The sequence below is a fragment of the Bradyrhizobium sp. Kon56 genome, from assembly GCF_055807635.1.
The window spans coordinates 57,752-69,414 of the sequence record NZ_JBVVOU010000004.1; the positions used below are offsets into that span (position 1 = coordinate 57,752).

Here is an 11,663-nt window from a genome sequence, read left to right on the forward strand (position 1 = left end):
GGATGACGACGAAACGAGATTTTCGATTTGGCTACGCTTTGTTGGGCGGATCGCTCGGAATGTTCGCAACAACCGGCATCGCCGCCGCTGCCGAACAGATCACCTTCGTCTCGCAAGGCGGCGCCTACCAGCAGGCGCAGACGGTGGCGATTCTCGATCCCACCGCCAAGAAGCTCGGCATCACCGTCAACCAGGACTCCATTCCCGATGCCTGGCCCGCAATCAAAACGCAAGTCGGCAGCGGCAAGCCGATCTGGGATGTCGTCGATACTCCGACCGGCAACTGCCTGCGTGGCGGCGAGCAGGGGCTGATCGAGAAGCTCGACTTCTCGAAGATCCCGAATGGCGCCGCGATGCCGGAGTCCTATCGCAGCCCCTATTCGGTTTCCTACGAGTTCTATTCCAGCGTACTGGCTTACAGCCAGAAGACGTTTCCGAAGGACGCGCCGAACAGCTGGGCCGATTTCTGGGACGTCAAGAAATTTCCCGGGCGCCGCGCACTGCGTAACCACCCGTTCGCGACGCTCGAGGCGGCCCTGATGGCCGACGGCGTCGCGCCCGACAAGCTCTATCCGCTCGACGTCGAGCGCGCCTTCAAGAAGCTGGAAGAGATCAAGCCGCACATCACGGTGTGGTGGACCTCCGGTGCGCAGTCGGCACAGCTTCTCAATGACGGCGAGGTCGACATGGAGATGGCCTGGAACGGCCGCGTCAGCGCAGTCGCGAAGGAAGGCGCCAAGGTTGCCTTCACCTACAACCAGGGCGTTTTGCAGAGCACCTCGCTCTGCATTCTCAAGGGCGCGCCGAATCTCGAGACGGCAGTCAAATTCCTCAACGAGGCCGTCGATCCCGTGCACCAGGCCAATCTGCCGCTCAATATCGATTACGGCCCGGGCAATCCCAAGGCGTTCGATACCGGCGTGATCAAGCCGGAGCGCGCCGCGCAATTGCCAAGCGAGCCGGCCAATGCGGCCAAGCAGGCCCTGATGTCCTACGCCTGGTGGTCCTCGCCGGCGGGCGAAGCCACCGAGAAGCGTTGGGCGTCGTTCATGCAGAAGTAGGCGAAGCGAGGCCGCGTCGATGACATCCGTGCCGGATCCCTCCCAAAAGCATCAGCGTCGCGAACACGGCCTGATGCTGGCATTGGTGTCGCCGGCGCTGCTGGTGATCTTGGCTCTGATCGTGCTGCCGGTCGGCTGGCTCGCCTGGCAGTCGATCTACCATGACGGCTTCACGCTGGAGAATTATCGCCGCATCTTCACCGAAGACATCTACTGGCGCAGCTTTGCGCTGACCTTCGAGATCAGCCTCGTGGTCACGGGAATCGCGCTGCTGCTTGGCTATCCCGTGGCCTACCTCGCCAACTCGGTGCCGAAAGGATGGAGCATTCTCATCCTGTCGCTGGTCGTGCTGCCGTTCTGGACCAGTGTGCTGGTGCGCGCTTATGCCTGGCTGGCGCTGCTCCAGCGCACCGGTGTGATCAACCAGCTTTTGCGTTATCTCGAGGTGACGAGCGAACCGCTCGCGCTGGTGCACAACACCTTCGGCACGGTGGTTGCGACGGTACACATCCTCTTGCCGTTCATGGTGCTGCCGCTCTACGCCACCATGCAGAAGATCCCGTCCGACCTCATGCAGGCCGGCGCCAGCCTGGGAGCGAGCCCGTCGCTCACCTTCGTCCGCGTCTTCCTGCCGCTGTCTCTGCCGGGCGTGCTGGCAGGCTGCACCATGGTGTTCGTGCTCTGCCTCGGTTTTTACATCACGCCGGAACTGCTCGGCGGCGGCCGCACGGTGATGGTGTCGATGCTGGTGAGCCGCAATGTCGAGCTATACAACCAGTTCGGCGCGGCGAGCGCAGTCGCCGTCGTGCTGCTCTTAAGCGTGCTCGCGATCTTCTTCGTCGTCAGCCGCTTCATCTCGCTCGATCGCATATTGGGGCAGAAATGACGCGATTGTCACCCGCCCGGATCGCCCTCTATGTGATCAGCGCGCTGGTGCTGATCTACCTGATCCTGCCGGTGCTGATCATCGCGCCGATCTCCTTCTCCAGCGCGCGTTTTCTGACCTTTCCGCCACCGTCGTTCTCGCTGCGCTGGTATCAGCAGTATTTCTCCAACGCGGCCTGGATGCAGGCGACGCGGGTAACGCTGACGGTCGCGCTCCTTACCGTGCTTATCGCAACGCCGCTCGGCGTCTCCGCCGCCTATGCCATCAGCCAGTCGAAGCTGCGGATCATGCGGCTGATCCACATGATGCTGCTGTTGCCGCTGGTGGTGCCGATCATCATCACTGCGGTGGGGATATTCTTCCTCTATGCCAAAATCGGCTTGGTCGCGACGCTGCCGGGCCTGGTGCTCGCCAATGTGATGCTGGGGCTGCCTTACGTGATCATTTCGGTGCTGGCGGGCTTGCAGAGTTTCGATCCGGCGCAGGAGATGGTCGCACGCAGCCTCGGCATGAATCGCCTGCGTAGCTTCTTCGCGGTGACCTTGCCGCAGATCAAGTCCAGCGTGGTCGCAGGCGGCATCTTCGCCTTCATCTCGGCGATGGACGAGACCATCGTCGCGCTTTTCATCTCCGGCGGCCAGTATCAGCCGCTGACCAAGCGCATGTTCACCGCCCTCCGCGACGAGATCGACCCGACCATCGCTGCCATCTCGACGCTGATGACGGCGGCCTCCTTCGTGCTGGTACTGCTGGCGAGCGCGCGGCAGAAAAAGGGCGGGTGATTTTTGTTCATCGTCCTGGCGAAAGCCAGGAGGTCCTGGCTTCGTCAGGACGACACCGAATGCTTGGCACGAACCTCGCCGTCTCACGCTTTCGCCGCCGGCCACGCCAAAATCATCTCCACGATCTGTGCCCTGCTGTTTGCCGGCACGTCGGCCTCGCTGAGGTCGCGGTCGAATAGGGCACCGATCTGGTTCGGCCAGGTCGTCAACGAAGGCGTCGAAGCTCGCCACCTCTCGTCCGGCAAGCGGCTGCGACATGGGCTGCAGTGCAACCAGCAGGGGCGGGCATGACGCCTGCGCAGGGTGCGAGGAGCCTTTCGATCTTGCGCGCCCTGTCGGCCTGTCCTACGCCAGCTCCGAGCAAAATTTCGCGAAGCTGCGAAACGCATCGCCAAAGCCTTGAGGGAGCCGTCATGAGCATTCGCAACGCCCGCACCGGGGGCCAGATCCTGATCGATCAGCTCGTCGCCCAGGGCGTCGAGCGCGTCACCTGCGTGCCGGGCGAGAGCTATCTGGCGGCGCTGGACGCGCTGCACGACAGCCCGATCGACGTCATGATCTGCCGCGCCGAAGGCGGTGCGGCGATGATGGCGGAAGCCTATGGCAAGCTCACCGGGCGTCCCGGCATCTGCTTCGTCACCCGCGGCCCCGGCGCCACCAATGCGAGCCACGGCGTCCACATCGCGATGCAGGATTCCACGCCAATGATCCTGTTCGTCGGTCAGGTCGACACCGGCATGCGCGAGCGCGAGGCGTTTCAGGAACTCGACTACAAGGCGGTGTTCGGCACCATGGCGAAATGGGCGGTCGAGATCGATCGTCCCGACCGGATTCCGGAGTTGGTCGCGCGCGCTTTCCGCGTCGCCATGCAGGGCCGTCCCGGTCCCGTGGTGATCTCGCTGCCCGAGAACATGCTGACCGAGACCGCAGCCGTTGCGGACGCCATGCGCATCGAGCCGGCGGTGAGCTGGCCGGCGCCTGCCGATATCGAGCGCGTCGGCGCCATGCTTGCGAGCGCCAAGGCGCCGCTCGTCATTCTTGGCGGCTCGCGCTGGACGGATGAAGCGACCCGGAGCATCGCGCGCTTTGCCGAGCGGTTCGACCTGCCGGTCGCGACCTCGTTCCGCCGGGCCTCGCTGATCGACGCCGATCACTCGCATTATGCCGGCGATCTCGGCATCGGGCCGAGCCCGGGCCTGAAGGCGCGCATCAACCACGCCGACGTCATTTTGCTGATCGGCGGCCGCATGTCGGAAATGCCGTCCTCATCCTACACGCTGCTCGACATTCCGACCCCGCGGCAGAAGCTGATCCACGTTCATCCCGGCTCGGAAGAGCTCGGCCGCATCTATCAGCCTGAGCTCGCGATCCAGGCCACGCCCGCCGCCTTCGCGGCCGCGGTCGAGACGCTGAAGCCGGCAGGCGCCGTTGCCTGGAAGGGCGAGGCCGCCAAGGCGCATGCCGACTATCTCGCCTGGACCGAAAAGGCGCGCGAGCTGCCGGGCACGTTCCAGTACGGCCAGGTCATGACCTGGCTGCGCGATCGCCTGCCCAAGGACGCGATCGTCTGCAACGGCGCCGGCAACTACGCCGGCTGGATCCATCGCCATCATCGCTTCCACAGCTTTGCCGCCCAGCTCGCGCCGACCTCGGGCTCGATGGGATATGGCGTGCCGGCGGCGGTGCTCGCGAAACGGCAATATCCGGATCGCACCGTTATCGCGTTCGCTGGCGACGGCTGCTTCCTGATGAACGGGCAGGAATTCGCGACTGCCGTGCAATACGATGCGCCGCTCGTCGTCATCATCGTCGACAATGCGCAATACGGCACCATCCGCATGCACCAGGAGCGCGACTATCCGGGACGCGTGGTCGGCACCCAGCTCAAGAACCCGGATTTTGCGATGTACGCAAAAGCGTTCGGCGGCCATGGCGAGCGCGTCGAGCGCACCGAAGAGTTCGCGCCGGCGTTCGAGCGTGCGCTCGCCTCGGGCAAGCCGTCGATCCTCCACTGCATCATCGATCCGCGCGCGATGTCGGTCGGCAAGGACTTCGCCCCTGCGGTGAAGGCTTAAGCGATGTCGGAGGGCCGCCACGTCGCCATCATCGGTGCCGGCGCGGTCGGCGTGATCAGCGCCATCGAGGCGCTGCGCGAGGGATATCGCGTCACGCTGATCGACGCCGGCGAGCCCGGTGGCGAACAGGCGGCGAGCTACGGCAATGCCGGCTGGCTCTCTTCGCATTCGGTAATCCCGCCGGCCGAGCCCGGTGTCTGGAAGAAGGTGCCGGGTTATCTGGTGGACCCGCTCGGGCCGCTCGCGATCCGCTGGTCTTATCTGCCGAAGGCGCTGCCCTGGCTGGTCAAATATCTGCTCTCGGGCTGGACCGAGGCGCGGGTCGAGACGACGGCCTTCGCGCTGCGCGATCTCCTGAAGGACGCGCCACTATTGCACAGGAAGCTCGCGGAGGAGGCGGGCGTCCCTGAATTGATCGAGCGTAACGGCGTGATGCATGTCTTTCCGTCGCGCGGCAATTTCGACGATGATCTCGGCTGGCGCGTGCGTAGGCGCGTCGGTGTCGAATGGCTGGAGCTTTCGGCCGACGAGATGCGTCAGCGCGAGCCTGATTTGCATCCGCGCTACACTTTCGGTGTGGTGGTGGAGGAAGCCGGTCGCTGCCGCGACCCGGGTGCCTATGTCGCCGCGCTCGCGCAGCATGCGCGGGCAAGCGGCGCCAAGCTCGTGCGGGCCAAGGCAATTGGGCTGAGGCTATCCGGCAACAAGCTCGTGGCTGTCCTGACCGAGACCGGCGAGATTGCGTGCGATGCCGCGGTGATTGCCGCCGGTGCGCATTCAAAGCGGCTCTCGGCGTCCATCGGCGATCCGCTGCCGCTGGAGACCGAGCGCGGCTATCACGTCATGATCGAGAATCCGGAATCGGGGCCACGCAGCTCGATGATGGCCTCGGATGCGAAGATGGTGGTGAACTGGACCGACAGGGGTTTGCGCGCCGCCGGCACGGTCGAGATCGCAGGCCTCGAGGCCGAACCAAACTGGAAGCGGGCCGAGATTTTGCGCGACAAACTCTTCAGCATGTTCCCAAAACTGCCGACGGACATTCCGGCTTCGCGTATCAAGACCTGGTTCGGCCATCGGCCGAGCATGCCGGACGGACGTCCCTGCATCGGTTACGCGCGGGCCTCGCGCGACATCGTCTATGCCTTCGGCCACGGCCATATCGGCCTGGTCGGCTCGGCGCGCACCGGTCGTCTCGTCGCCCAGCTTCTGAGCGGCAAGCCGCCGGAAATTCCGCTTGCACCGTTTTCGCCCGATCGTTTTCTCTGAGATCGCATCATGACCGCTCCAGCCAATTCGTCCCCCCGAATCGCCCGCGGCGGCAAGGCCATCTATGGAGCGCCGCTCGGCATCCTGATGCTGGAGGCGCGCTTCCCCCGCATTCCCGGCGACATGGGCAACGGCACCACCTGGCCTTTCCCTGTGCTCTATCGCGTGGTGAGCGGTGCCTCGCCGGAGAAGGTGGTGCTGAAGGGCGCCGCCGGTCTGCTGCCTGATTTCATCGATGCGGCGAAGGATCTGGTGCGGCTCGGGGCCGAAGCCATCACCACCAACTGCGGCTTCCTCTCGCTGTTCCAGAAAGAGATCGCAGCTGCGGTCGGCGTTCCCGTCGCGACCTCGTCACTGATGCAGGTGCCGTGGGTGCAGGCGACCTTGCCGCCGGGCAAGCGCGTCGGCCTCGTCACGGTCTCCGGTGCGTCCTTGACGCCGGCTCATCTCGCAGGCGCCGGCGTGCCGCTCGATACGCCGCTGGTCGGCACCGAGCATGGCAAGGAATTCTTCCGCGTCCTGATCAAAGCCGAGAAGGACGACATGGACATCGCGCAGGCCGAACGTGACGTGGTCGAGGCCGGCAAGGAGCTGATCGCCAGGAACCCGGATGTCGGCGCGATCGTGCTGGAATGCACCAACATGCCGCCTTATGCAGCGGCGCTTCAGACCGAGGTCGGATTGCCCGTCTACGATATCTATTCCATGATCACCTGGTTTCATGCCGGGCTGCGGCCGCGCCAGTTTGGCTAGAGGTCGAGAAGTTGTCTATGACTCCTCTTCCTGCTCCCCGTGCGGGAGAAGGTGGCGCGAAGCGCCGGATGAGGATATCTCTCCGCGCATATGGATGCGGATGAGTCCGCGGAGAGATACCCGTCACCCAAATGAGTTTGTATCTGTCAGCGGTGATGTCCTCTCCCGCAAGGGGAGAGGGCGCAGCCATGCGCATCGTGCGCTGTCCCACCGGCAGCGGAAGAGGCAGCTATACAATCCCTCGATACCTGATCGCGCCAGACGGTCAGAGCTTTGGCGCCTGAACATCGCTAGAGTGCCTCTCGAAATCCACGGAGACCAGCGGTGCACAGCCTTCAATCCAATCCCGACACGCGCGCAGACGATTGGCCGTCCGAGCTCTACCGCATCCTGAAAACCGCCGACGTGCGGCAGATGTCCTACGTTCCCGATGCCGGTCACAGCCAGCTCATCCGCCTGTTCTCCGCCGACCGCGACGTCACCACCAACGTGCTGACGACGGAAGAGGAGGGCGTCGCCATCGCCGCAGGCGCCTGGCTCGGCGGCCAGCGTAGCGTGCTCTTGATGCAGTCGAGCGGGGTCGGCAATTGCATCAACATGCTGTCGCTGTCGGCGATCGGACGATTTCCACTGCTGATGCTGGTGACGATGCGCGGCGAATGGGCCGAGTTCAATCCCTGGCAGGTGCCGATGAGCCGTGCGACGCAGCCCTCGCTGGAAGCGATTGGTTTGAAGGTGATGCGCGCGGAGACGGCGGAGGATCTGGTCGAGACCGTGGAATCGGCCGCAGCGCTCGCCTACGATTCCGATCAGCAGATCGCGGTGCTGATCGGGCAACGCCTGATCGGCAAGAAGAAGTGGTGATGCCAATGCAAGCTCAGCTCGACCGCCGCGCCGCCGTCGCCGCGCTCCTGAAGAATCGCAAGGACACGCTGGTCGTGTCCGGCCTCGGCTCGCCGACCTATGATCTTCATTCGGTCGGCGACCATGACGGCAATTTCTATCTCTGGGGCGCCATGGGCGGCGCCGCGCTGATCGGGCTTGGCCTCGCGCAAGCCCAGCCGGGAAAGCGCGTCCTCGCTTTGACCGGGGATGGCGAGCAATTGATGGGCCTCGGCGGCATCGCCACCATCGGCGTCGCGCGCCCGCGCAATCTCGACATCGTCGTGATCGACAACCAGCATTTTGGCGAGACCGGTATGCAGGCCAGCCACACCGGGCGCGGCGTCGATCTCACTGCGATCGCTGTGGCCTGCGGCTTTGCCGCGACCGGGACCGTGCGGACGCTCGAGGAGGTGGAACGTCTGGCGACGCAGCTCGACGAGCCGGCCGATGGCCCGCGCCTTTTTGTCATCAAGGTTCTGGCCGAAAATCCGCCGCGCTCGCTACCCTCGCGCGATGCCGTCTTTATCAAGAACCGGTTCCGTGCTCATCTTAGCTTCGCGTCGGTCTGAGCCGGGTTTCTCGCCCGGCGACAGTCTGCTGTCGAAGCAGCTACTCTGGAGTGAGACCATGAAACTATCCGGCAAGGTCGCCGCCATCACCGGCGCGGCGCGCGGTATCGGCAAGGCTTGCGCAAAGCGATTCCTGGACGACGGCGTCAAGGTCGTCATCTCGGATGTCGATGCCGAGGGCTTGGCCGCGACGGCCGCCGAACTCGCGCGACCGGATGCCTTGCGCACTGTCGTCGGCAATGTCGCAAAGCGTGCCGATGTCGACCAGCTGGTCGCAACTGCCGCAAAAGAGTTCGGCCGGCTCGATATCATGGTCAACAATGCCGGCGTCGCTCGCAACCGGGACCTCCTGGAGATCTCCGAAGAAGAATTCGATGAAATCATCGGCATCAACCTGAAGGGCGCGTTCTTCGGCGTGCAGGCGGCGGCGAAGCAGATGATCGCGCAAGGCGGCGGCGGGGTCATCATCAACATGTCCTCGGTCAATGCACTGCTGGCAATCCCGGCGCTTGCGACCTACGCCATGTCCAAGGGCGGCATGAAGCAGCTCACCTCGGTCGCTGCCGTCGCACTCGCTCCGCACAATATTCGTGTCGTCGCGGTCGGGCCGGGCACGATTCTGACCGACATGGTGGCATCGTCCATCTACACCTCGGAAGATGCCCGCAAGACCGTGATGTCACGCACGCCGGCCGGCCGTGGCGGCGAGCCGAGCGAAGTTGCCTCCGTCGTCGCGTTTCTTGCGAGTGACGATGCGTCCTACATCACGGGGCAGACGATCTATCCAGATGGTGGGCGGTTGATTCTGAATTACACGGTGCCGGTGAAGTAGATCACTCCGCCGCAGCCGTCATCCCGTGACCCAGTCGTTTCGAAATGCCGCCCGCGCAATCGCGTAGCGCATGGGCGATCGGGCTGTCCCAGCGCGCGTCAAAAGTGCCTTCCGGCCCCATCGCGGTGATTACCAGCGCGACATGGCCGGAATGATCGAACACCGGCGCAGAGAATGCGTTGACGCCGGGCAGGGGGTCGCCGAGCGCGCGGGCGAGGCCGTGCTTGCGGACCTCTGTGAGCATCTCAGTGACCTTCGCGCCTTTCACGGCGCGCTTCGGATTATAGCCGACGCCATGACGATCGAGGCCGCTTTCGAGCGCGGCGTTGATCGTCTTCTCCGGCAGGAAGGCCGCAAAGGCGCGGCCCGTGGCCGTCTCCAGCAGCGCCATCACCGAACCGGCGCGCATCACGATGTGAACGGGCTGGCCGGGTTCTTCGAGCTGCACCACGGTGGGGCCGTGCGTGCCCCAGACCGCGAGCGAGACCGCATGCCCGATCTGGCTTGCGAGCGCCGCGATCTTCGGTCCTGCGATGCGTACGCCGGACAGTCGGCGCAGGCTGATCAGGCCGAGCTCCAGCGCCAGTGCGCCGATCTCGTAACGGCCGGTGGTCTCGTCCTGCTCGATCAGGCCGATGCGGGAGAAGCTGGCGAGATAGGGATGCGCCTTGGCCGGCGTCATGCCGGCCTCGCGTGCAAGATCGCGCAGCATCATCGGCTCGCCGCTGCGGGCGAGGGCGCGGAGCAATTCGCCGCCGACCTCGATCGACTGGATGCCGCGGCTTTCTCTCTTCATGCGCTTCCTGGCGTGGCTTACGCCGCGTTGCGCTTGGCGGCGCTGTCGGCGAGGTGACGGCCGGCAATGTAGCCGAAGGTCAGCGCCGGCCCAAGCGTGATGCCGGCGCCCGGATAATTGCCGCCCATGATGCTCGCCATGTCGTTGCCGGCGGCATAGAGCCCGGGAATCACCCGTCCCTCCGCATCGAGCGCCCGCGCGTTCTCGTCGGTGACGATGCCGGCATAGGTGCCGAGATCGCCGACCACCATCTTGATGGCGTAGAACGGGCCGTTCTCGATCGGCGCGACGCAGGGGTTCGGGCCGTGCAGCGCATCGCCCTGGTAGCGGTTATAGGCCTTCGAGCCCTTGCCGAAGGCGGCATCGTGCCCGTGTGGTGCGGTCGCATTGAACTGCTTGACGGTCTCGACGAACGCCATGGTGTCGATGCCCGCCTTTGCCGCGAGCGCCTCCAGCGTCTCTCCGCGCATGAGATAGCCGGTCTTGAGGTGATGACCCAGCGGCATCGGGAACGGCGGCACGCAGCCGAGGCCGTATTTGCGCAGGGTCTGGTGATCGCAGACCAGGTACGCCGCGATCTCCTCGCCGGGTTTCGCCGCCTTGACCATGGCCTGGACGAAGTCGTGATAGGAATTGCCCTCGTTGGCAAAGCGCTTGCCGTCACGCATCACCGCGATCACGCCGGGTTTGGCGCGGTCGATGAAATGCGGCATCACGCCGTTTGAGCCGTCCTTGCGCTTGGTGACCGAGACCGGGACCCAGGCTGCCGCGTTCGGCAGCCTGTCCTCGACATGTCCGCCGGCGCGTTCTGCGAGCCGCAGCCCATCGCCGGTGTTGCCGGTCGGTCCCGGCGAAAAATGCTCGTTCCCGGTCGGCGCGTGCGGGAACATCTTCTTGCGCCGTTCGACATCATGCGGGAAACCGCCGCAGGCGAGCACGACGCCTTGTCTCGCACGAATGCGGACGTCGCGTCCCTCGCGGGCGACAATGGCGCCCGTGACAGTGCCGTTCTCGACAGTGAGCTCGCGCACCGGCGCGGACAGCCACATCGGTATCTTCAGATCCTGGGCCGATTTTGCCAGGCGCCCGGCGAGCGCATTGCCGTTGGTCAGCGTCATGCCGCGGCCATAGCGCAGCACGTCCATCAGATGCCGCGACAGGCGCTTTGCGACATAGACCGCCGAGCTTAGGGACTTCGTCGCGCGCATGAAATGGACGATGTCCTTGCCGGATCCGAGCATCATGCCGAATACGGTCAGCTCGGGCAGCGGCGTGCCGAGGGCCTTGATCCGGTCGCCGAGTTCGCGGCCGTCGAACGGGCGCGCCACCATCGAACGACCGCCTTGGGCGCCGCCGGGCGCCTCGGCGTGATAGTCCGGGAACACCAGCGGCATGTCGAAGCGGAGCGCCGTCTTGCTGGTGAAAAAATCGACCGCCTCGGGTCCGGCGCTCAGGAATGCATCGACGCGCGCGGCGTCAAAGTTGTTGCCGGCTTCGTGCCGCAGGTAAGTCCGCGCCTGCTCCGGTGTCTCCTCGATGCCGTAGGCCTTGGCCAGCGAGGTACCGGGAATCCAGAGCCAGCCGCCGGAGCGGGCGGTGGTGCCTCCGAAGCGCGGCTCCTTCTCGACGATCAGGACGTCGAGGCCGCGATAGCGCGCGGTGATCGCGGCCGACATGCCGGAGCAGCCCGATCCGGCCACGAGCACATCGCACTCGTAAGTCTCAATTGCGTTGCGCCCGTTGCCGGTCATGCAG

11 protein-coding genes are annotated in these 11,663 nt (G+C 65.0%); 9 read left to right on the plus strand and 2 right to left on the minus strand.

All coding sequences use genetic code 11. The features are described 5' to 3' along the window. Positions 1-2: 2 nt before the first annotated feature. From AC0L3B_RS08055 to AC0L3B_RS08095, 9 genes are all read left to right on the plus strand, one after another. Positions 3-1,061: an ABC transporter substrate-binding protein gene (locus AC0L3B_RS08055; RefSeq protein ID WP_085361522.1), complete on the plus strand. Its 1,059-nt coding sequence runs from the start codon at positions 3-5 to the stop codon at positions 1,059-1,061. A 73-nt stretch (positions 1,062-1,134) separates the two neighbouring features. Further along, the gene (locus AC0L3B_RS08060) at positions 1,135-1,947 is read left to right on the plus strand and encodes an ABC transporter permease (RefSeq protein ID WP_473380330.1); all 813 of its coding nucleotides are present in this window, start codon (positions 1,135-1,137) and stop codon (positions 1,945-1,947) included. Beyond that, complete coding sequence (locus AC0L3B_RS08065) at positions 1,944-2,729, plus strand: ABC transporter permease (RefSeq protein WP_085361521.1); 786 nt, start codon at positions 1,944-1,946, stop codon at positions 2,727-2,729. Before AC0L3B_RS08060 ends, AC0L3B_RS08065 begins: the two co-directional genes overlap by 4 nt. Before the next feature lie 413 nt (positions 2,730-3,142). After that, the gene (locus AC0L3B_RS08070) at positions 3,143-4,804 is read left to right on the plus strand and encodes a thiamine pyrophosphate-binding protein (protein WP_473380260.1); all 1,662 of its coding nucleotides are present in this window, start codon (positions 3,143-3,145) and stop codon (positions 4,802-4,804) included. 3 nt (positions 4,805-4,807) lie between these two features. Continuing rightward, the gene (locus tag AC0L3B_RS08075; RefSeq protein WP_473380261.1) at positions 4,808-6,073 is read left to right on the plus strand and encodes an NAD(P)/FAD-dependent oxidoreductase; all 1,266 of its coding nucleotides are present in this window, start codon (positions 4,808-4,810) and stop codon (positions 6,071-6,073) included. 9 nt (positions 6,074-6,082) lie between these two features. Further along, the gene (locus AC0L3B_RS08080; protein WP_018454014.1) at positions 6,083-6,826 is read left to right on the plus strand and encodes an aspartate/glutamate racemase family protein; all 744 of its coding nucleotides are present in this window, start codon (positions 6,083-6,085) and stop codon (positions 6,824-6,826) included. A gap of 324 nt (positions 6,827-7,150) precedes the next feature. Beyond that, entirely contained in the window at positions 7,151-7,690 is a 540-nt protein-coding gene (locus AC0L3B_RS08085; RefSeq protein WP_018454015.1) for a thiamine pyrophosphate-binding protein, read from the plus strand. Further along, positions 7,690-8,280, plus strand: a complete 591-nt coding sequence (locus tag AC0L3B_RS08090; protein ID WP_143273367.1) for a thiamine pyrophosphate-dependent enzyme — start codon at positions 7,690-7,692, stop codon at positions 8,278-8,280. Before AC0L3B_RS08085 ends, AC0L3B_RS08090 begins: the two co-directional genes overlap by 1 nt. 58 nt (positions 8,281-8,338) lie before the next feature. Continuing rightward, positions 8,339-9,112 (plus strand): SDR family NAD(P)-dependent oxidoreductase, encoded by a 774-nt coding sequence (locus AC0L3B_RS08095; RefSeq protein ID WP_085351929.1) that lies wholly within the window; start codon positions 8,339-8,341, stop codon positions 9,110-9,112. Between the two features lies 1 nt (position 9,113). Here AC0L3B_RS08095 and AC0L3B_RS08100 read toward each other — a convergent pair whose 3' ends face one another. Next, on the minus strand, positions 9,114-9,908 hold the full coding sequence (locus AC0L3B_RS08100) for an IclR family transcriptional regulator (protein ID WP_085385313.1): 795 nt from the start codon (positions 9,906-9,908) through the stop codon (positions 9,114-9,116). Positions 9,909-9,925: 17 nt separating this feature from the next. Beyond that, entirely contained in the window at positions 9,926-11,659 is a 1,734-nt protein-coding gene (locus AC0L3B_RS08105; protein ID WP_473380262.1) for an FAD-dependent oxidoreductase, read from the minus strand. Positions 11,660-11,663: the final 4 nt, after the last annotated feature.

Bases quoted from the DNA above. Each gene is read 5' to 3' on its own strand.
- AC0L3B_RS08070 (WP_473380260.1), top strand. From the start codon at position 3,143: ATGAGCATTCGCAACGCCCGCACCGGGGGCCAGATCCTGATCGATCAG.
- AC0L3B_RS08065 (WP_085361521.1), top strand. From the start codon at position 1,944: ATGACGCGATTGTCACCCGCCCGGATCGCCCTCTATGTGATCAGCGCG.
- AC0L3B_RS08075 (WP_473380261.1), top strand. From the start codon at position 4,808: ATGTCGGAGGGCCGCCACGTCGCCATCATCGGTGCCGGCGCGGTCGGC.
- AC0L3B_RS08055 (WP_085361522.1), top strand. From the start codon at position 3: ATGACGACGAAACGAGATTTTCGATTTGGCTACGCTTTGTTGGGCGGA.
- AC0L3B_RS08105 (WP_473380262.1), bottom strand. From the start codon at position 11,659: ATGACCGGCAACGGGCGCAACGCAATTGAGACTTACGAGTGCGATGTG.
- AC0L3B_RS08090 (WP_143273367.1), top strand. From the start codon at position 7,690: ATGCCAATGCAAGCTCAGCTCGACCGCCGCGCCGCCGTCGCCGCGCTC.
- AC0L3B_RS08100 (WP_085385313.1), bottom strand. From the start codon at position 9,908: ATGAAGAGAGAAAGCCGCGGCATCCAGTCGATCGAGGTCGGCGGCGAA.
- AC0L3B_RS08080 (WP_018454014.1), top strand. From the start codon at position 6,083: ATGACCGCTCCAGCCAATTCGTCCCCCCGAATCGCCCGCGGCGGCAAG.
- AC0L3B_RS08060 (WP_473380330.1), top strand. From the start codon at position 1,135: ATGCTGGCATTGGTGTCGCCGGCGCTGCTGGTGATCTTGGCTCTGATC.
- AC0L3B_RS08095 (WP_085351929.1), top strand. From the start codon at position 8,339: ATGAAACTATCCGGCAAGGTCGCCGCCATCACCGGCGCGGCGCGCGGT.